Here is a 19937-nt window from a genome sequence, read left to right on the forward strand (position 1 = left end):
AATTGGTTGTACGATAGATTTTAGGTGTGGGCTTATTCATTTGCGAATTATATTGCCGAATAAGACTTTATCGGTAGGTTTGTGCAACAAAGCCTATATAAATCATAAGTCCATATATACTATTTGTTATACATTAAGTTTAAAAGTTCGGTTTACATTCGTCTTACATAAATGGAGTTTTACGCTGTATAAACGTACTGTTATTCACCTTAAGCGGTTCAAAATACGGTTTAAAGTATTCATTCAAACCTTACACAACAGAGTAAATTGATATTTAAAAGTTCAATTTATTCAGTAGCATTAAATGCGTCATGATAACTGACAACGCCTTGCGGTATTTCGCCATTGAAACTTAGGGCTTGAAAGTATTCGCTAGGAACACCAGGTAAAACCAACTCTAGATAAGGCCGAAACCCAAAGCGATGATAATAATAGGGATCCCCTAATAGAACACAGCCTTTGGCACCCAGTTGTTTTAATTTTTCAAGGGATGCCTGCATCAGCTGTGACCCAATGCCCAAACCTTGTTTATTTGGGTAGACAGAAATTGGGCCTAGGCCATACCAACCTGTTGTACCTGTCGAGATAGATACAGGTGAAATGGCGACATGACCGATAATTGAATCATCTTCAACAGCAACCAAAGAAATCGTAAGTTGACCGCTTTTTCGGAGGTTGTTCACAATGAATTGTTCCGTATGGCTAGTATGCTCTGCATTTAAAAATGCAGCACGAGTCAAGGTCTCGATACCTTCAATATCTTCTGGCTGTTCGTCTCGAATCGTGATGTTCATTCAAAAATCCTTATGCGTATTCGTTCAGTGGGAAGTGATCTACTTTTATGAAGACTTAACTTCAACCCACTCTAAAGAGCTCCGACCAATTGCTTAAATAGGCAGGAGAGCGATTGCACTGATTCATTTGCCAAGGTTCTTTTTTCTCATGGCAAACCCCTAAATAAATCATATTTTTACCAAAGCGTTCAGTAATGGCATCCATCGTATTGGAGAGTTCTTCACGATTCTTTTTATGGCTATAGTCGGTAAAAAGATCATGCACAAATTTAGATTTATCTATAATTTCCAAAAGGACGATGCCCGCCTTTTTGTATTTAAACCCTGACTTGTAAATTTGGTCAATGCCTTTCATAGCTGCTTGTGTAATTTCAAGTAAATCATCGGTATGTTCATGCATGTGCACAATGGTATAGGGCGAGTAACGTTCACTTTGACTAAAACGACCTGTTTGAATATACACCCCAATCATTTTACAAATAGAGCCATCATGACGTAAACGTTTAACTGCACTGGCAACATATAAGCGTACAGAAGCTTTAATGTCATCAATATCATAAATAGCCTGCCCATAGGAACGACTACTAATAATCTGTTTATGGGCAACCTTATCACTCTCAATATTAATGCAAGATGTTCCCTGAAGTTCACGGACAGTCTTTTCCATGACAATGCTAAATTGCTTTTTAATTTCACTCGGCTTGGAGTCGATCAAATCTAAAACTGTATAAATACCCATCGCGTTTAGCTTTTTGCAGTTTTGTCGACCGACGCCCCAGACTTCACCGACTTCCACATCTGCAAGCATGTATTCAGCAGTACATGGGTCCATGTGTGCCAAATTGCACACGCCATTCAACGCCTTATTTTTCTTGGCCAGATGATTGGCTATTTTAGCTTCTGTTTTAGAACGACCAATTCCAATACAGCAGGGAAGACCAAGCCACTGCCATGCTTTGTCTTTCATGTCTTTGGCATAGTCAGTGAGGTTAAATAAATGCTCATAAGCCGTTAGCTCTAAAAAACATTCATCAATGGAATAGATTTCTTGTTCATCGGCTGCCACGTATTGCCCCAATAACTGCATGAAGCGGCGAGACATTTCCCCATATAAAGCATAGTTACTCGAAAACACTTGAATATTATGCTGCTGGACGAGTTCTTGAATTTGAAAAAAAGGGACAGCCATGCCAATGCCGAGATCCTTGGCTTCTTGGCTTCGAGCAACCACACAACCATCATTATTACTTAACACAATCACAGGGCAGTCATTGAGCTTTGGATTAAAGACGCGTTCACACGAGACATAGCAATTATTCACGTCAACGAGCGCGAATATTTCAGTTTCATTTTTCATGTTGTTTCTTCTTATTATTCTTAACGGTGGTATAAACGTTTTAAGTTAAACGTCACCACTCCCCAAATGACAAAGGTTTGATTTTCTGTAGGAATAATATGTTCATACTCGGGGTTTTCAGCTTTTAGCCAAAGTTGAGGCAAAGGGTAGTTTTCATCTCCAAAAATGTCTTTGATATCCGACTTTGACATTTTGTTTGTCATCATCAGTCTTTTAATCGTGGAGTCTTTATTATCAATTAAAGCCACCACAATATCGTAGTGTTTGGCTTCAATACTCCGATCAATAATAATCGGGTCATTTACTTCAAGACCTACATCCAACATTGACTCACTGTCCACATGAGCGATGAAAGTTGAAATGGAGTTTTGTATTAAGAACTCATTGAGATCGATGGCTTTGCCTTGCTCATCTTTAGTGCTGAACGCTGGGCCTGCAGGAATGCGTTCTAAAGAAACAGGAATAGAGACTTTGGACTGAGGTAGAACAGGAATTAGTCCAAGTTGATCTGCAAGTTCAGCTTGCTGCGCAATTTGTTCGAGCATGCTATTGATGGTGGGGCTGGGTTTGCCGTCTGGCCCCATGAGATCTTGTAAAGACGACCATGCGTCGTCCGAGAAGTAGATGGGTAACTTCTTTGACATGTTGAATACTCCTACGCTACAAGGCGTGTTTGGAAATGAAATCTGTCTGTTTAGAATATGCTGATGTGGGTGAAAACTCAAATTTAAAAATGCTGAATAAACAATGCTCTGTCAATTTTGGTCGCGGATAAGAAAAGTAAGAAACTTTCTTTTGGGTGATAAACAGCCCTTTGATCAGGGCTATTATTAGTGCTGATTATATTATTAAGCCGATGATCTAACTGAAAACTTAGGGATTAGTTCCTAAAAACTCAAAAGGTTTGGTGACTTTAAAGGATGCATTGGCTTTGCCTGCATACGTCATCGCTTGGTCTGGGCCAAGTTCTAACTTCTTAGTTTGACCATCGCTAAAGTTAATTTCCTTTAAATCGACCCAAAACACATTAGGTGAAACAGCAGATTCAAAGAAATATAAACCGCGTTTATGGTCGACCACTGTTCGCCAACGGGTTGATGAAATATTTGGTTCTTCTTCAGTGTTCAATCCAAAGGGTACGGAAGCATTGCGAATGACACCAAAAACACTCGCTAATGAGTGTTTATAATTCGCATTTTTCGGGATGGCATTGATATAAAAAGATGCTCTCGCAAAACGATCTGCCGCACGGTTTGTACCCGGGAGCATGGTTGTTCCACCAATTTGCTTCCAATAAGCATTTAGCGCCAACTGCTGATCAAAGATTGGTGAGTTGGTCATGACTTGGTAATGGCGACTATGATGAATGACTTGTTTTCCACCAATATATTCAATGATGGCACTGTCACCCGTGGCATCTGAAATAGATAAATGCAGTGTCGCTAACCGTTTTTCACCTGGAACTTGGTCGGTCACTACCGTGAATGGTTCTTTTTCCAATGCCTGAATGGCCTCATTCACTGTGGCATAATTATCTAAGACATATTGTGCCCACAGTGAAATGCCCAAAGGTGGCTTTTTAGAGGTTTTCACATTTGGATATTCAGACTCAACCAACCACAGTAAGTTTGCCATCAGTCCTTTTTCATTGACGCCGTCGGTAGTAGATATGTCATAACCAGTTGCAACCACACTGCCGTACTTGGATGTCCATTGAATCGATTTTGGCCCCGCCATACCATTACGTTTGACATTATTGGGCAAAATCCACAAGTTGGTTCCAATATCACTTTTCCAGTCCATCGAACGTGCTGTCATGACGTCATTATTGCCTAGATAAACCACACGGGTACATGCCATAGCAGTTTCTGCTACCACAAATATTCCTGCGGCAAATAATACTTTTTTTAGTACATTGTTCATTATCATGCTCTCTTAGAAAATAGGTAACTGTGGTGTTAAATGTCTTAATAAAAATTGTTCGCTTTATAATTGTGTTCAAAATAACGATAACCTATTCCGAGATTTATTTTGGATCACGTTGAGTTGTGTAGTCTCAGGAGATAGATACGCTTGATTGTAAATCCTATAACTGGTTTGATCTAATTGGGTATTTAAAGCAATAGGTAGGGACAATGCATGTTTTTCTTGAGAGGTTGCGGTTGTTTTCCAGTCAGCAAAAAAATCAAGTTTTCTTGGCTTATTGTGTTGTCTTCATCTGCACCAAAGGCATACATGTTCGGATTCAGTTTTAACGCGCCGTGCAAGCCTTCTATAACGCATTTAGCCTGAGTGCTTCGGCTCATAAAAATACCGATTGAAAGTAATGAATCTATTTTTATTTTCATGTCATTCCCTTTTTATATATTTTTACCACATGATATAAAAATAGAGTATGGCTTATTTGATCATTTTTAGCACAGTTTTATTTTAATGTCGGGTGAGTCTAAAAGATATCTTCAGAAGATAAATAGAAACCAATGTACAGCCAGGTTTAATGAAATGACTGCACATTTTATGATTTAAATATGCTGCTCATATTTTTATGTACTTATTTAGAATATCAGCAGTGATGACATTCTGAATAATCCGCAGTTGCTGGTGCTATGAAACATCATAAATGGGTAAATAACAGCCTCAGCGCCAGAGCAATTAATATGAGCCCCATCAATCGCTCAAACTGTTTTCCCATCTTTAAAAATTGCTGTCGAACGACGGGTCGAGAAAACAAAACAGCGACCAGCATGAACCAGAGTGCATTGACGATACACATCCATATCCCATAAGCAAATTGTACTTTCATCGGAGTTGTCGGACTGACGAGTGTGGTAAATATAGCCAGAAAAAAAATAGTCGCTTTGGGATTGAGCGCATTGGTCATAAAGCCCATTATAAAGGCTTTGCTTTGACTCAAAGGCATATTGGCCATTTCTTCAATCGAGGGATCGATATTGACAGAGGGAGTACGTAATAAACTCCAACCTAAATAAATTAAATATAGTGCGCCTGCGATTCTTAAAATAAGCATGAAAAACGGACTTTGTTGAATAATAATGCCCAAGCCTACAAGGGTATATAAAACATGAACCGAAATTCCTATACCAATGCCAATAGCTGTGATGCAACCAATTGCATAGCCATAGCGCACGCTATTTCTAACCGTAATGGCGAAGTCAGGGCCGGGTAAAAGAACCGCAAGAAAATGCACCAAAGCCAAAGCTAAAAATTCTGAACTATATTGCATCCACATATTATTGATGCTCATCCGAAACGCTATAGCTCACGGTTAACTTATCTTTTTTAAGTTTATAGCCTGTAATTTCGAGCGTCCCAATTTCAGATAAATTTTGGACATGGGTTCCACCACAAGCAAATGCAGGTAAATTCCCAAAACTGACTTCACGGTAGCCATCAGCATTTTGTTGGGTCAGTCTGACGAGTTGGCTAGAAATATATTGATTGCATATCTGCTGTAAAGTTTCTAAATCTTGGTCTTCAGAATGGTCTTGTTTGACAAATTGGACTTTGCATTCGTCTGGCCAGTGCTGTGCTTTGGTGGGTTGCCAACCAAAGGCTTGCATCACATGCCCGATTAAGTGGCCTGCTGAGTGTAGACGACTGTGATAGTGGCGTCGGTTGAGGTCAACTTGAGCCTGTGCCAGACCTAAAGTAATCGCGTGATTAGCATAATGAATAATTTGATCATCTTGCATAGCGACATGAAGCACATCTACACCATTGATTTTACCTAAATCACTGGGTTGACCACCACCTTGCGGATGAAACGGTGTTTGGGCAAGCTGAATGGCAAATCGTCCATCTTCAGTGGGGTCACAGTGTAAAACTTCTACCTCAGCTTGAGTAATGTCGGATAGATATAAAGCTTGAGTCATGGTTATCTCTGTCAAAATTTCACAGAAAAGATTATATGAGGCCTAATTATTGATGATAATCTAGTAAAAAATTAAATTACTTTTTCCTCATGAGCACAAATCAAAGTATGGCTTTACTCCAAGAAATGGCTATTTTTGTCAAAGTTGTGGAGACAGGCAGTTTTTCAGAAACGGCTCGACAGCTTGGAAATACGCCGTCCGCAGTGAGTAAAGCTATTAGCCGATTGGAACGGGCTTTAGGAACAAGGCTGCTTGAAAGAACAACGCGAAAACTGCGTTTAAGTGAGAGTGGGAAACAAACGTATGACCATTGTTCAGAGATGGTTAGAGCTGCCCAAGCTGTGATTGAGCATTCAGGCAAATTCAATACTGAACCGAGTGGTACCGTTCGGATCAGTGTACCGAAAGCCGTAGGGCATTATCTGATTCATCCGTATATACCCGAGTTTCTTGAATTTTATCCTCAAATAGATATTCAACTGCTATTAGAAGATCGTTTCATAGACTTTATTGACGATGAAATTGACTTGGCCATACGCATTACCAATGAACCGCCGTTGGGCTTAAAGGGCCGACAGCTCATTCGTATTGACCATGTCTTAGTGGCGACAGCCGAGTATTTAAAAAAGAATGGAACACCTCAGCAACCGAGTGATTTAAGCCAACATCAATGTATTTATTTGGGTGAACAAGTCAGTGATTCAAAGTGGAAATTCCAAAAGGGTAATAAAACCACCAGTGTGACTGTAAAAGGACGATATTCGGCGAATCATACTGGTATCCGACTTGATGCGGCTTTGAAGCATATGGGAGTCGCAAGTTTGCCTTATTTTATGGCGAGACATGCTTTAAATAACCAAGCACTGATTCAAGTATTACCAGATTGGCATTTCAAGACCTATTATAGTGGAGATGCTTGGTTGCTTTATCCACCCACATGCTATTTAGCTCCGAAAATAGAGGTCTTTATCCAGTTTATTGCGCAGAAACTGAGTTTAGAACCCGTCCTAAAAACTGAAGAGACGCTTGCTTAATTTATTAAGATGGCATCATTCAAAGAGCTTAGAGCATGACTAATATTTATGCTGAGCTAGTATAGGCGATGAAGAGTAAGCGTTGATGATACATCTTTTAAATAGCCTAAGCAGACTATCGATATTTAAGCCATAGTATATGTATCTAATGTACCGCATAATTTGAATGATTTAATGTTTAAGTCCTAGCGTCGAAAAGACTTTAAAATGAAATAAGCAATTTAAGAAGAGATACGCAATGAAAAAACATCTACTTTATTCTTCTATTTTGGGTTTAAGCATCCCTACTTTGGGCTATGCAGATACAACCAATATTCATGTTTTAAGTGCAACGGTAAAAGATCAAAATATTGCGGATGCACAAGTCATTTTACAAAAAAATGGTGAACAGTCTGCATCAACGTCAACCAATGCAGACGGCCGAGCAACGGTGAACAGTAGCAGTGCGAATGGCGCAGAAAATTTATTGATTATCAAAAAATCAGGCTATTCAACACTGGTTGCAAAATGTCCTTGTGATGGTATGACCTATGCTTTAAGTCCAGTATTGAAAGACTTAAACAGTATGCGAATTGTTTTAAACTGGGGGCAGAGCCCTTTAGATTTAGACTCGCATTTAAGCTATAAAAATCAACATGTCTATTGGGATAATAAACAAGGGCAAGATGCCAATTTAGATGTCGACGATACAGACTCTTATGGCCCTGAAACTGTCACCATCGATCAACGTTTAGACGGGCAATATTATGTTTATTCAGTGCATGATTATTCAGATCGTGCTAAACTCAATACTGCGAACCTGTCGAATAGCCAAGCTAAAGTTATGGTTTATGCAGGCGAGTCTTTGATCCGTTCTTATTATATTCCAACGGGGCTGACAGGGAACTTATGGACTGTGTTCCGCATTAGTCCAGAGGGTGAAATCCAAGATATTAACCGTATTTCAGGGACAACTATTGGGGCAAGCCAAGTTGGTTCAACTGTATCGAGTTACCAAAGCCAAGCGACGCAGCTGCATTATGTTCCTGTTTCAGCCAATGCACAGGCAAGGGCTAAAGCACTAAATTTGAAAGCGGATAAAGCGTATAAAAACAATCAATTTGAACAAGCTGCCCTAATTTATCAACAATCCATTGATTACAATCCAAACGTTGGACAAACTTATAGTAATCTTGCTGTTGCTTATCAAAAGTTGAATCGTTCATCTGAAGCGTTATGGGCAAATCAAAAGGCGATTGCTTTAGCGTCTAATGACAATACCAGAGCGTATTCACATTACAACATTGGTAAAATTTATGAGAATAATCAGGACTATGCTCAAGCTAAACAACATTATCAACTAGCAAACCAATACAAACCAAGTGCGACCTATGATGAGGCTATTCAGCGAGTGAGTCGCTAAGTCTATTAATATATTGGCTTAAACTGAATAAGCCGTACTAGAGCGAAATGCACTCTAGAAGTTGGATCATTATGTCCAATTCGAAGGGTGCTTTTTTATTTGAGGTTTTTGTGATCTTTTTATGTCGTTAGCATGGCAAATGGCGAAGTATAGAGTAATGTTGCAAGCCAGAATTTTTACGTCCAATAAAAAGACACCTACAACATTAGGATCAATACAGCCCGAAATGTTGAAGATGCCTTGGATTTCAGTGAGTAATCGATTATTTCGGTTCGGTAATCACTGATAACTTCTCTACACCGACACGTTCTATACTGGCTAAAAGTTTAGCCACCGTACCATAAGGGACAGTTTCATCGGCATTTAGGTTTAATGCTAACTTGCTGTTGGCATTTTTACGCTGTGTGATTTCTTGCTCAAAATTTTCGAGTTTGACTGGATCTTTATCCAAAAAGATTGCGCCATTAGGTTTTACACTAATCACCAATGCTTTGTTTTGATCAGTAGATTGTGTCGGTGCAGCTTTGGGTAAGTTGACCTTTACGCTATTGGTTAATAAAGGCGCCGTGACGATAAACACGATCAATAACACCAACATCACATCGACCAGTGGGGTAATGTTAATGTCACTGACGACATCGTCATCTTGAGAAGTTGAAATTGCCATTTAAGCCAAAGCCTCCTTTTCTTGAGATGATAACTGATGCGTCGCCACTGGTTTTGCTGCAACATGCACAGTTTGAGTTTTGGTTGGCAGTTGGAAACCTACTTTTTGAGTGAGGCTGACAAAGTCTGTTGCAAAGTCATCTAAATCTGCACCAATGCCTTTTACTTTACGTACAAAATAGTTATAGGCAAGTACAGCAGGCACAGCCACAGCAATACCAATGCCTGTTGCAACCAGTGCCTGGCCAATTGGACCAGCAACCACATCCATACTGGCACTACCAGATTGTGCAATCGCCTGTAAGGCATGAATAATTCCGAACACGGTTCCAAACAAACCAATAAATGGAGCATTATTCCCAATGGATGCAAGAACAGCTGAACCTTTTTCCAGTTGACGACGTTCGGCAAGAATTTGCTTGCGTAAATGTCGCTCTAACAAATCCTGACGACTCCAGGTTTGTTGTAAGTCTTGATGGGTTTTTTCATTGGCTTCACTCAAGGTTTTAAAACCAGTTTGGGCAATACGTGCTGTCGGTCCCTGCGCATCTTCAGACTGACCAATTGCATCTGCCAAGTTCTGGGCTGACCAAAAACTGTCGACAAACAGCTTACTTTGTTTAGTGGCTTTTGAGGTTTGTACGGCCTTCACCACAATTAAAACCCACGTTACGATCGAAAAACCGATCAATAACCAAATGGTTGCATCATGAATAATCGTATTAATATCAGACATATTGAGTTTTCCTAAGATAAAATTTTACAGTTTAATTGGGTAATTTGAAGTGAATCGGAACATCGACCCAACCGTCTACTGGCGTATTGCCACGCAGTGCAGGTGAAAATTTCCAACGCTTCACAGTTTTTACTGCTGCATCATCCAGTGCTTTTTTGCCGCTACTATTTTTCAGGTTGATTTCCAATGGACTGCCTGTGGGTGAGACTTTCACACGTAACATCACAACACCTTCCCAACCACGGTCTAATGCTACTTCTGGGTATTCAGGTGCAGGATTACTCAGGTAACCGGCATAACCTTTAGCTGCTGTCACGGGCAAGTTTTCTTGTGCAGGCTTAGTCACAGGTTCAGCGACTTTTGGGGTCGGTGTGACGTTTTCTGTAGGCTCAGTCTGTGGTACTGGTTGAGCAACGGATTTAGCGACTGGTCTAGGCTGCTCAATTGGCTTCTGCTCGACAGGCTTCTGAATGGATTTTTCAACTACTGGTTTTTGTACAGGTTGAGGCTTTGCTGAAACAGGAGGAATAATCGGTTTTTGTATTTCCTGTTTAAGTTTAGGCTCAATTACCTTAGGCGGTTCTTCCTTGGGTTTTTCAATTACAATCGCGATTGGTTCAGGCTTTTTCACGACTAAGGGCGGTGTTGGAAGATGCTCCGCAAGATAAAAAATGCCGTAATGTAACGCCAGAACAGCACCAATCGCCCAAAAGATCTTATAGGTTTGAACAGGTTTTTCTGCTGCGACTGGACTTGCCAAATGGGCAACAAATGGATCTACAGCATGAAATACATTGGACTGAACATTTTGAAGTTGTTCAAACAAAATTGCCTTTTTATAAGGACTTCGACTGACTTCACTCATATCAGTAATGCACCATTCAATAAGATTTAATTTGCATTGCAGAATATTTTTTATTTCATTAATTAAATTGCTTTAATTTGAATAAGGAAATATTCTTTCAATTCTAAGTTTTTAATTAATTCACAAATGCGTGAAATAATTTAGTTAAATGAGAGATTAAAAATATAATGAGTTATTTTTTAAAAATAGAAAAAGAACTTTTTTAGATTAGTATTTTGATAAAAAGTAATAAAAGAATAATCGAGGATGATATCTTATAATAATTATAGGTAATCTATTTTATATTTGAGATATCTGCTTATGGTTAAGCTTGTATTTAATTTTTATTATGGGGTAATTTTGTATCTCTGCTAAATAAATCTATTTATATGCAATAAGACTGTCCGTATACAGGACAGCCTTATTCTATTTAAAGCTAAAATTTTTAAAAATGGTGCAATAATGCTTAGCTAAAGAATATTGGCCACTTTTAAAAAGTGCTCACGCGCTCTAATACGTTCGATCCATGCTTTTAAGTGCGTATGATCATGCTGGCGCTCAACATCTAAATTGAACCAGTGATTGAGCGCTAAAGCCAACGGAATATCCGCAACGCCAAAATGAGAGCCAGACAGATAGGGCTGTTTAGCCAACTCAGCATTGGCGACATCCAAGATCTTTTCTAGTTTTTCTGCTGCGACTTTGACCGCAGCCAAATCTCTTTTGTCTTCAGGCTGACGAACCAAATTAAAGAACACGATTCCAAACACAGGCAGGACGGTGGTGGTGTACCAGTCAATCCATTTTTCTGCACTAAAGCGTAAGCGTGGATCTTCAATCCATAATGAATTTTTCCCATATACTTCAGTCAGATAACGTAAAATGGTATTGGATTCCCACAAAACTGTGTCACCATCTTGAATGACTGGAATTAGACCATTGGGATTGAGCGCTAAAAATTCAGCAGTATCTGTCAGGCCATACCGCTGTCCCGCAGGAATATGTTCAAATTGAAGTCCAAGTTCGGCTGCAAGCCAAAGTACTTTGTGGACATTTAAAGAGTTGGGTCTACCCCAAATGGTGATGCTCATATATTTTCTCAGAAATTTGGAATGTGAAGATGCCATACTTTGGTGAAATCTAACATTTAAGCTATCGGCCATTTTGAACAGTCAAAATGGCTTAGATGATATTGAAATTTCACCAAAGTGTTTTGCTTTAAATAATTTTAGAAACGGTAATTAACACGTCCATAGTAATAGCCACCATAGAGTCCAAAAGGCGAAAGCTGGGCATAGTAGTTTTCACCTAAGCCATCGACAATTTTGGATTTTTCAGGGTAGGTATTAAATAAATTGTCCGCACCTAAAGTCAGTGAAAGACTGTCTGTAAGATGATAGGTTGCATCTAAATCAACAATCCATTTGGCATCAAAAGTTTGGTCAGTTGCAGCGGTTTCACTGCGCGCAATGTAACTACCATAGCGGGATAAACGGGTATTTAAATCCAGTTTTGCGTATTGCCAATTCGCAGCCAGCGTGAATTTAGTTTTCGGATCTGCATCGGTAATCATGCCTTGGGTGCGACGGGTGATACGATCAATGTTAATACCATCTAACTGGCTTGGATTATCCGCAATCGCTGTAATATCGGTTTCATTCCAGTTGAAGCCTAAGCTCCAGCGGATACGACCGTATTGATTTAAATTTTGAGTATAGTCCGCAACAACATCGACCCCATTGGTTTCTGTATCAAATAAGTTGGCATAGTAGGTGACATAGTTGACGTTAGAAAAACCGTTTGCCGCCAAGATGTTATAGATGCCTGTTCCTGTAAGTCCCGCCGTGGAGGCAATACGATCTTTCAGTTCAATTCGATAAGCATCGACTGCAAGGTTAAAATTCTTGAATGGGCTATAGGTTAAACCCAGTGAGAAGTTAGTCGATTCGGTGGGATCAAGTGCCTCTGCACCTAAAGCTTTTCCTAATGCTGAATCGGTACGTACAGATTTACTGTATACATCTGAGCGAACACCATTGTTTACCGTACTCACAATGCCTGTACTGGCAAAACCTTGTTGATATAAAGAGGGGGCAATAAAGCCTGTGCTGGCTGTTCCGCGTACTGCCAGTTGTGGGCTGAACTCATAACGGCTGTTAATTTTACCGTTAAATGTATCGCCCGAACTGTCATCATAATGCTCAAAACGGCCTGCTAAACCCACAAACCAGTTTTCGGTTACATCTAAACCCAAATCTAAATAGGCAGCGGTGTTACTCCGGCTAATATCGGCTTCATCTTCAGGTAAAAGTACACGAGCACCAAAGGTTCCAACAGTTGCAGGTAAGCCTGCATTATCACCTGTAGGAATAATATAACCGCCATTTTTATAGGCTAAAGGATCAGTGGCTTTAGAAGACCAACCTTCTTTACGATAGTCGAGCCCCCACGCAACACTCAGTGGGTTGGCACCAAAACCAATATCGAAGGTTTTCTTTAGGTCAAGGTTGCTGACCCATTGATAAGCATCGTATTTTTGCAAACCAAATGACGTTGGGCTAGACGGTCCAAGAGATGGATTTAAGTTATTTTGCGTAGAGTGATCTTGTGTGTTTTTACCATAAGAACTACTCACATCCCATGCCCAACCAAGCGCATTATCGCCTTTTAGTCCCCAAACGGTTTGTACATCCGTTTCATTTAAAATGACATCGGGTGTTGTCCCATTCGGGAATATTTCAACGATACCCGATCTAGAGTTCGGACGACGGTAGGATGCACCAGTCGAAGCATCGCGCCAGCCTGCGGTGGTGTAGCTATATAAGGTTGCGGCTTTACTTAAAGGCAGTTCAGCATTTGCAGAAACATTAAACTGTTCAACCGAAGGCAGACCTAATTTATTTAAATTACGATCTACCGTGGCTTCACGTGGGTCATCTTGACCATTCACTTTTGAATAGATTCTACCTGAAACAGCACCTGCACGAGTGGTGGCATCCTGATTTTTCAGGTCAAAACCCAAATTGATAAAGCCTTCTTGTCCCAGTGGTGCACCAACGTTGGCATTCAGTTGGAAGGTTTCTCCATTTCGGTCAGTAGCATCATAATGCTCTCGACCACCATAGGTGGCACTAATATTGCCGCCATTATCAGCAGACTTGAGCACGATGTTGATCACCCCTGCAATGGCATCGGAACCATATTGAGCGGCTGCACCATCACGTAAAACTTCAACTCGTGCAATAGCACCAATTGGAATCAGATCTAAGTCCGCTGCTTGGTAGCCCTCGCCAAAACCGTATTTGTTAATGGCCAAAGCACCGACATGACGACGTTTGCCATTCACAAGTACGAGCGTATGCCCACCACCCAAACCACGTAAACCCGCAGAACGGGCTACAGCTCCGTAACCATCAGGTTGGCTAGGCACGGTAGCCACGCTAAAAGAAGGAATTACTTTTGCCAAAATGTCTCTTAAAGCGAGGGTATTGCCTTGTTTGACGAGTTGTTCGCCACTAATCACATCTACAGGTGCAGGGCTTTCAGTGATGGTACGAATACCACCGCGGTTGCCTACGACCACCACGCTTTCGAGTTGTTGAACATCTTCTTTTTCAACGGATGTCACGGTTTTTTGTTGAATATCTTCAGCGTAGATTGAGCCGGTAATTCCGCAAGTTAATGCAAAAAAAATGGATTGATGAAGGAGTGATATTTTAAAACCCTGCTTTTCAGGCTGGGGCTGTATTAACTTGGTGTGCAGCATTATATTTTCCAATGATGATGTAATTTATAGAGGTTTACTTAAAACAATAATCTGATGAGTATTTCGACTCTGGTAGTCAATATATCGATTGTTTTTTTATTGTTAAATATTAAATAGTCATTTTAATATCACTTTTAATTGGAAGTTTTATTTTGAATATTTTAATAATTAATTCATTATTTTTTATAATAGATTATTTTTTAATTGGCTCTGTTTTTTCTCTTTTTTATATAACTTTAAGTTTATTTAATATTTAATTTTTAAAGCGTAAATTTGTTTAATAGATCCCAACTTTACATCTTTTGGGAAATAGAAAATGGGGCTGAATTATAAATTAAGCATACTGGATAAATGTCCAAGAGCCGAAGGCATCAGTGCAGAACAGTCATTTAAAAATGCATTGCAAATTGCTCAAACGGCAGAAGCTTTAGGCTTTTATCGTTACTGGGTGGCTGAGCACCATTCCACAGCTTTGTTATCCAGTCCATCTCCCGAAATTTTGATTGCATGGTTATTGGCACAGACTAAAAGCATTCGAATTGGTTCGGGTGGGGTAATGTTGCAACACTACAGTCCTTATAAAGTTGCGGAAAATTTTAATGTTTTAGCAAGTCTGGCACATGACCGCGTGGACTTGGGGGTAGGCAAAGCACCTGGCGGTTTTCCTGTTTCAACTCAAGCATTACAGCTTGGGCTAGACCAAACACAAAAGGGCAACTTTAAGGTCCAGTTACAAGCATTAGATCATTATTTGAATACAAAATTAGATCGAAATCAGCCTGATCAGGTTGCTGCAACACCAATACCTCAGCAAAGTGCAGAAAAGTTCTTATTGGGGGCAAGCATTGAAAGTGCGCGACTCGCAGCAGATTTAGGCTGGAACTTCGTATTTGCTGCGCATTTAAATGGCGATGCCACCTTACTTCAAGATGCGTTGCAGACCTACTCACACTATTCGGCAGGGGAACGGGCCATTGTTGCAGCACAAATTATTGTGGCGGATAGCCGTGATCAAGCGGAAGAACTGGCAGCAGGGCTATCTGTTTGGACCTTAGAACTTGAGAATGGGCAACGGGTAAAAATCCCGAATGAGCAAAGTGGCCAAGAGTTTTCGCGACAAGCTCAATCTGCGATTAAAAGCCTTAAAAAAGAGCAGCTAAATATTATTAAAGGTACTGCCGATGACATTCATCAGCAATTACACGCTTTGCATCAACAATATGGAATTCATGAATTTATTGTCGAATCGCCACTGTTGGATCATGCAACGCGTCTGAAATCTCTAACTTTACTGGCGCAGCACGCTGTGCTTGCAGCTTGAGTTGGAGAAATTGATGTCAAATAGACCATTACTAGAACAGCAGTTGCTGAGTTGGAGACATGAATTACATCGTCATCCAGAATTATCAGGTCAAGAGTTTCAAACCACCGACAAATTAAAACAATGGTTGTCTGAATATGGCATCGAAACCTCAACTTGGGGCTTAAAAACTGGACTGATTGCGGATATTGGCACTGGTCATCCGGTTGTGGCTATTCGAGCAGATATCGACGCTTTACCCATTCATGAAGAGATCGAGCAAGACTTTCGCTCGACTCAAAACGGAGTGATGCATGCTTGTGGACATGATTTACATAGCTCGACCATTTTAGGTGCTGCGATTTTACTTAAAGCTCAAGTGTCTGATTTAAAAGGCACGGTGCGCGTTATTTTTCAGCCTGCCGAGGAAACTTATAGTGGCGCTTATGAAGTAATCAATAGTGGAGCCTTGGAAGATGTATCCGCCATTTTCGGTTTTCATAATGTCCCTGAGTTACCTCTAGGCACTTTTGCGACACGTGCTGGTGGATTTTATGCCAACGTCGATCGATTCAAAATTGTGATTAAAGGCAAAGGAGGGCATGCAGGCCATCCACATGAAACCAAAGATCCAATCGTTGTCGCGGCACAGTTGATTAGTGCCGTGCAAACCATTGCTAGTCGCAACATTAATAATTTAGACACCTGTGTGGTCAGTATTACCCAAGTGCATGCAGGCACCAGTTGGAACATCTTGCCAGAAGAAGCTCACTTAGAGGGCACGGTACGAACCCATTCTCCTGAGGTTCGACTAGCCGTTGAACAAAAACTTAAACAAATTGCACAGGGTATTGCACTTGCCCACTCAGTTGAGATTGCTGTGGATTGGGACAATGGCCCCGCTGCATTAATCAACACTGCGACATGGACTGAACTGAGCCAATCTGTTGCACACGCGCAAGGTTATGAGGTGCAAGAGGCGCCGCTTTATTTGATCGGTGAAGACTTTGGCGCCTATTTAGAACAGATCCCGGGTGCCTTTGTCAGTATCGGCAGTGCTAGTCACTTCGGGCTGCACCATCCCCAATATCAACCCAATGAATCTTTAATTTATCCAGCTGCTCAGTACTTTGCTGCCTTAGCAACACAAGCACTTGAGTCTATTCATAAAAATGCAGAGGTTTAACATGAGTAATACCAAACAAATTCGCCTTGGAACAATCTTACACGGTGCAAACGGAAATATGTCTGCATGGCGCCATCCTGAAGCGGTAGTCGATGCCAGTATCAATTTTGAATTTGCCAAAAACGTCGCGCTTCAAGCAGAACGGGCAAAGTTTGATTTTGTCTTTGTGGCTGATGGTCTATATATCAATGAAAAATCAATTCCTCATTTTCTCAACCGTTTTGAACCGATTACCTTGCTTTCAGCACTAGCCAGTGTGACCCAAAATATTGGTTTAGTGGGTACGGTGTCGACCTCGTATAGCGAGCCTTTTACCATTGCCCGTCAGTTTGCCAGTCTGGATCATTTAAGTGGTGGACGTGCAGGATGGAATGTGGTGACCACACCGCTTGAAGGTACTGCAAAAAATCATACCCGTAAGCAGCATCCTGAGCACAGCCAGCGCTATGAAATTGCCGATGAATATTTGCAAGTGGCGAAAGGGCTTTGGGACTCATGGGGTGAAGGTGCTTTTGTTCGTAATAAAGAAACAGGGCAATTTTTTGAACGCAGTAAATTACATACGCTGAATCATCAAGGAAAACATTTTGAAGTGGCAGGCCCCCTCAATGTGGAGCGTTCGCCACAAGACCGTCCGATTTTGTTTCAAGCTGGAGCATCGGGTGCAGGTCGTGCATTAGCTGCGAAACATGCCGATGCTATTTTTACCCATCAAGCCTCTTTGGAAGAAGCACAAGCGTTTTACTTAGATGTGAAACAGCAAGTGATTAAGAATGGTCGCGACGCAGATGATTTGCTTATTTTCCAAGGGATTGGGGTCTTGATTGGAGATTCTGCTGAGGACGTAGAGCGTCAATATCTTGAAACTGCTGCATTGGTGACGATAGAGGATGCACTGAATTATTTGGGGCGCTTCTTTGAACACCATGATTTTTCTCAGTATGAACTCGATGCACCTTTTCCAGAACTGGGCACACTCGGTGAAAACAGCTTCAAAAGTGGCACTGATGAAATTAAACGTAAAGCCAAAGCAGAGAATTTAACTTTACGTCAGGTTGCACTGCAAGCAGCAACTCCACGTCCACCTTTTGCTGGAACCGCGGAAGAAGTGGCGGATCAGTTGGAACTGTGGGTAAAAGAAGAAGCGGCAGATGGCTTCATTATTGCGGGCGCAACCCCAAAAACTTTAGATACTTTTGTTGAAAAAGTCGTGCCATTGCTGCAACAGCGTGGCCTATATCGTACCGAGTATCCGGGCAGCACTTTACGTTCTAGTTTTGGTTTAAAGCGACCAGAAAATCAATTTGAACCATTAGAAAAGGAACAGTTTCATGCGGTTGAATAAAACACCTTTGACGATTGCTTTGGCATTGTTTCTAGGAATTTCTCTGGTTGGATGCAGTAAAGAACAAACATCTAATCAAACAGCTAGCTCAACAGCCGAGTCTACAAAATCGACCGATAAAACCGATTTTTATAGCCGTGAGCTTGCAAAGTTAAAAGAGAATATGACGCCGATTCATGTTGCTCAAAATGCAGAAGCCCGTCAAAAAATTCCAAAAGATTTTAAGTTTGTAAATGCAGGTTATTTAACGGTTGCTGCAATTTCAGGCGCACCTCCATTAAGTGTATTGGGACCCGATAACCAAACCTATATTGGAACGGAAATTGATATTGCCCGTTTGATTGCAGACAGTTTGGGCTTAAAGCTGAAACTGGTTCGTACCTCGTGGGAAGACTGGCCGCTCGGTGTGATTAGTGGCAAATATGATGCAGCCATTGCCAATGTCACTGTGACCAAAGAGCGTAAGGAGAAATTCGACTTTGCGACCTATCGCCAAGACGTATTGGCTTTTTATGTCTCAGAGAAAAGCAAAGTCAAAGCCATCAAAGGTCCCGATGATATTTCAGGTTTAAAAGTGATTGTTGGTTCTGGTACCAATCAGGAAAAAGTGCTGTTGGACTGGATTGAGGACAATAAAAAGAAAGGGCTGCCACCGGGGCAAGCACTTTATTACGATGATGGTGCATCCGCAAGTTTGGCGCTTCAGTCTGGGCGGGTTGATGCCTTATTTGGTCCTAACGTTGCTTATGCATGGCAAGCAGCAAATGGTGCAAAAATTCGTTTAGCAGGAACAGCGCTCGGTGGTGGAACACGACCTGCCGAATTGGGGGTCACGCTGAAAAAAGGCGGTGGTTTGGCCGATGCGGTACAGACCGCTTTAAATGGAGTAATTCAAACAGGGGAGTATCAAAAAGTCTTAGCGCGTTGGGGGGCACAGGCAGAAGCGATTCAGCATTCTGTAATCAACCCGCCGGGGTTGGGAGATTAAAATGTACAACGCCCAAACAGCAGTGGTTTTTGGTCTGACACTGGCGGCTTTAAGTGTGACGGGTTGCTATAACAATGAGAAGGCAACTCATGCGCAAGAAAATCGTTTGAAAACTGAGTTTTCGGAAAAAGAGCAACAGACCTTAAGAAATAACATGGTGGCTATTCATAGTACTAAAAATGTAGAGGCAATTGCTCAATTGCCGCAAGGTTTTAAGTTTGTAAATGATGGCCATTTTACTGTTGCTGTTGGGACCAACAGTTTTCCACCCCTCCATGTTTTGGCGGAAGACAACCAGACCCGTATTGGCAGTGAAATTGATATTGCACAGTTAATTGCTGACAGTTTAGGTCTCCAACTTCAAGTGATTCCAAGCTCGTGGGAAAACTGGCCACTCGGTTTGGCATCGGGAAAATTCGATGCCGTACTCAGCAATATTGCGGTCACAGAACAGCGTAAGCAGAAATACGACTTTGCGACTTATCGTCAAGACAGGTTGGATTTTTATGTAACCAAAGACAGCAAAATTCAATTGGCGGTGTTTCAAAAAGTATGCTGAAAAAAACAATATGGCTTTTGATAAAATAGAGGTATGAAAATAACGCTACAAATCAAATGTCCTACCT

The 19937-nt window shown here is 41.0% G+C and carries 19 protein-coding genes; 7 read left to right on the forward strand and 12 right to left on the reverse strand.

The window, feature by feature from the left end:
- Nucleotides 1-287: 287 nt before the first annotated feature.
- From AXW61_RS16595 to AXW61_RS16625, 7 genes are all read right to left on the reverse strand, one after another.
- A complete protein-coding gene (locus AXW61_RS16595) occupies nt 288-794 on the reverse strand; it encodes an N-acetyltransferase (RefSeq protein WP_062035379.1) in 507 nt (168 codons plus the stop codon).
- 61 nt (nt 795-855) lie between these two features.
- Nucleotides 856-2151: a Y-family DNA polymerase gene (locus AXW61_RS16600; protein WP_062035381.1), complete on the reverse strand. Its 1296-nt coding sequence runs from the start codon at nt 2149-2151 to the stop codon at nt 856-858.
- 20 nt (nt 2152-2171) lie between these two features.
- Nucleotides 2172-2795 (reverse strand): S24 family peptidase, encoded by a 624-nt coding sequence (locus AXW61_RS16605; RefSeq protein ID WP_062035383.1) that lies wholly within the window; start codon nt 2793-2795, stop codon nt 2172-2174.
- A gap of 229 nt (nt 2796-3024) precedes the next feature.
- Entirely contained in the window at nt 3025-4074 is a 1050-nt protein-coding gene (locus tag AXW61_RS16610) for a linear amide C-N hydrolase (RefSeq protein WP_062035385.1), read from the reverse strand.
- 191 nt (nt 4075-4265) lie between these two features.
- Nucleotides 4266-4499 carry a hypothetical protein gene (locus AXW61_RS16615; protein ID WP_062035387.1) on the reverse strand — a complete coding sequence of 78 codons (234 nt, stop codon included), beginning with the start codon at nt 4497-4499 and terminating at the stop codon, nt 4266-4268.
- A gap of 266 nt (nt 4500-4765) precedes the next feature.
- Nucleotides 4766-5401 carry a LysE family translocator gene (locus AXW61_RS16620; protein ID WP_062035389.1) on the reverse strand — a complete coding sequence of 212 codons (636 nt, stop codon included), beginning with the start codon at nt 5399-5401 and terminating at the stop codon, nt 4766-4768.
- 1 nt (nt 5402) lies between these two features.
- Complete coding sequence (locus tag AXW61_RS16625; RefSeq protein WP_062035391.1) at nt 5403-6044, reverse strand: hypothetical protein; 642 nt, start codon at nt 6042-6044, stop codon at nt 5403-5405.
- Nucleotides 6045-6133: 89 nt separating this feature from the next.
- Here AXW61_RS16625 and AXW61_RS16630 point away from each other — a divergent pair, with 89 nt between their 5' ends.
- Both AXW61_RS16630 and AXW61_RS16635 read left to right on the forward strand, forming a co-directional pair.
- Nucleotides 6134-7078, forward strand: a complete 945-nt coding sequence (locus tag AXW61_RS16630) for a LysR family transcriptional regulator (RefSeq protein ID WP_062035393.1) — start codon at nt 6134-6136, stop codon at nt 7076-7078.
- A gap of 238 nt (nt 7079-7316) precedes the next feature.
- Nucleotides 7317-8480, forward strand: a complete 1164-nt coding sequence (locus AXW61_RS16635) for a tetratricopeptide repeat protein (RefSeq protein ID WP_062035395.1) — start codon at nt 7317-7319, stop codon at nt 8478-8480.
- 262 nt (nt 8481-8742) lie between these two features.
- Here the strand turns inward: AXW61_RS16635 and AXW61_RS16640 are convergent, their stop codons facing one another.
- The 5 genes from AXW61_RS16640 to AXW61_RS16660 form a co-directional block, all read right to left on the reverse strand.
- Complete coding sequence (locus AXW61_RS16640; protein WP_062035397.1) at nt 8743-9147, reverse strand: biopolymer transporter ExbD; 405 nt, start codon at nt 9145-9147, stop codon at nt 8743-8745.
- Nucleotides 9148-9882 carry a MotA/TolQ/ExbB proton channel family protein gene (locus AXW61_RS16645; protein WP_062035399.1) on the reverse strand — a complete coding sequence of 245 codons (735 nt, stop codon included), beginning with the start codon at nt 9880-9882 and terminating at the stop codon, nt 9148-9150.
- A gap of 31 nt (nt 9883-9913) precedes the next feature.
- On the reverse strand, nt 9914-10747 hold the full coding sequence (locus AXW61_RS16650) for an energy transducer TonB (RefSeq protein ID WP_062035400.1): 834 nt from the start codon (nt 10745-10747) through the stop codon (nt 9914-9916).
- A 449-nt stretch (nt 10748-11196) separates the two neighbouring features.
- The gene (locus AXW61_RS16655; protein WP_062035402.1) at nt 11197-11817 is read right to left on the reverse strand and encodes a glutathione S-transferase family protein; all 621 of its coding nucleotides are present in this window, start codon (nt 11815-11817) and stop codon (nt 11197-11199) included.
- Between the two features lie 137 nt (nt 11818-11954).
- Nucleotides 11955-14492, reverse strand: a complete 2538-nt coding sequence (locus tag AXW61_RS16660; RefSeq protein WP_062035404.1) for a TonB-dependent receptor — start codon at nt 14490-14492, stop codon at nt 11955-11957.
- 316 nt (nt 14493-14808) lie between these two features.
- On the opposite strand from AXW61_RS16660, the gene AXW61_RS16665 reads away from it, so the two are divergent.
- The 5 genes from AXW61_RS16665 to AXW61_RS16685 are packed head-to-tail and all read left to right on the forward strand — an operon-like array spanning nt 14809 to nt 19870.
- Nucleotides 14809-15813 (forward strand): MsnO8 family LLM class oxidoreductase, encoded by a 1005-nt coding sequence (locus AXW61_RS16665; RefSeq protein WP_081408326.1) that lies wholly within the window; start codon nt 14809-14811, stop codon nt 15811-15813.
- A 13-nt stretch (nt 15814-15826) separates the two neighbouring features.
- Nucleotides 15827-16978: an amidohydrolase gene (locus AXW61_RS16670; protein WP_062035406.1), complete on the forward strand. Its 1152-nt coding sequence runs from the start codon at nt 15827-15829 to the stop codon at nt 16976-16978.
- A 1-nt stretch (nt 16979) separates the two neighbouring features.
- Nucleotides 16980-18323: an LLM class flavin-dependent oxidoreductase gene (locus tag AXW61_RS16675; protein WP_062035414.1), complete on the forward strand. Its 1344-nt coding sequence runs from the start codon at nt 16980-16982 to the stop codon at nt 18321-18323.
- On the forward strand, nt 18310-19311 hold the full coding sequence (locus AXW61_RS16680) for an ABC transporter substrate-binding protein (protein WP_062035415.1): 1002 nt from the start codon (nt 18310-18312) through the stop codon (nt 19309-19311). The genes AXW61_RS16675 and AXW61_RS16680 overlap by 14 nt, the downstream gene beginning before the upstream one ends.
- A 1-nt stretch (nt 19312) precedes the next feature.
- A complete protein-coding gene (locus AXW61_RS16685) occupies nt 19313-19870 on the forward strand; it encodes a transporter substrate-binding domain-containing protein (RefSeq protein ID WP_062035417.1) in 558 nt (185 codons plus the stop codon).
- The last annotated feature ends 67 nt before the right edge of the window (nt 19871-19937 follow it).

This window comes from Acinetobacter sp. BMW17 (assembly GCF_001592855.1).
In the GTDB taxonomy this organism is placed as follows: Bacteria; Pseudomonadota; Gammaproteobacteria; order Pseudomonadales; family Moraxellaceae; genus Acinetobacter; species Acinetobacter johnsonii.

Bases quoted from the DNA above. Each gene is read 5' to 3' on its own strand.
- AXW61_RS16635 (WP_062035395.1), top strand. From the start codon at position 7,317: ATGAAAAAACATCTACTTTATTCTTCTATTTTGGGTTTAAGCATCCCT.
- AXW61_RS16630 (WP_062035393.1), top strand. From the start codon at position 6,134: ATGAGCACAAATCAAAGTATGGCTTTACTCCAAGAAATGGCTATTTTT.
- AXW61_RS16650 (WP_062035400.1), bottom strand. From the start codon at position 10,747: ATGAGTGAAGTCAGTCGAAGTCCTTATAAAAAGGCAATTTTGTTTGAA.
- AXW61_RS16675 (WP_062035414.1), top strand. From the start codon at position 16,980: ATGAGTAATACCAAACAAATTCGCCTTGGAACAATCTTACACGGTGCA.
- AXW61_RS16625 (WP_062035391.1), bottom strand. From the start codon at position 6,044: ATGACTCAAGCTTTATATCTATCCGACATTACTCAAGCTGAGGTAGAA.
- AXW61_RS16610 (WP_062035385.1), bottom strand. From the start codon at position 4,074: ATGAACAATGTACTAAAAAAAGTATTATTTGCCGCAGGAATATTTGTG.
- AXW61_RS16645 (WP_062035399.1), bottom strand. From the start codon at position 9,882: ATGTCTGATATTAATACGATTATTCATGATGCAACCATTTGGTTATTG.
- AXW61_RS16665 (WP_081408326.1), top strand. From the start codon at position 14,809: ATGGGGCTGAATTATAAATTAAGCATACTGGATAAATGTCCAAGAGCC.
- AXW61_RS16640 (WP_062035397.1), bottom strand. From the start codon at position 9,147: ATGGCAATTTCAACTTCTCAAGATGACGATGTCGTCAGTGACATTAAC.
- AXW61_RS16685 (WP_062035417.1), top strand. From the start codon at position 19,313: ATGTACAACGCCCAAACAGCAGTGGTTTTTGGTCTGACACTGGCGGCT.
- AXW61_RS16655 (WP_062035402.1), bottom strand. From the start codon at position 11,817: ATGAGCATCACCATTTGGGGTAGACCCAACTCTTTAAATGTCCACAAA.
- AXW61_RS16595 (WP_062035379.1), bottom strand. From the start codon at position 794: ATGAACATCACGATTCGAGACGAACAGCCAGAAGATATTGAAGGTATC.
- AXW61_RS16680 (WP_062035415.1), top strand. From the start codon at position 18,310: ATGCGGTTGAATAAAACACCTTTGACGATTGCTTTGGCATTGTTTCTA.
- AXW61_RS16615 (WP_062035387.1), bottom strand. From the start codon at position 4,499: ATGAAAATAAAAATAGATTCATTACTTTCAATCGGTATTTTTATGAGC.
- AXW61_RS16670 (WP_062035406.1), top strand. From the start codon at position 15,827: ATGTCAAATAGACCATTACTAGAACAGCAGTTGCTGAGTTGGAGACAT.
- AXW61_RS16660 (WP_062035404.1), bottom strand. From the start codon at position 14,492: ATGCTGCACACCAAGTTAATACAGCCCCAGCCTGAAAAGCAGGGTTTT.
- AXW61_RS16620 (WP_062035389.1), bottom strand. From the start codon at position 5,401: ATGTGGATGCAATATAGTTCAGAATTTTTAGCTTTGGCTTTGGTGCAT.
- AXW61_RS16600 (WP_062035381.1), bottom strand. From the start codon at position 2,151: ATGAAAAATGAAACTGAAATATTCGCGCTCGTTGACGTGAATAATTGC.
- AXW61_RS16605 (WP_062035383.1), bottom strand. From the start codon at position 2,795: ATGTCAAAGAAGTTACCCATCTACTTCTCGGACGACGCATGGTCGTCT.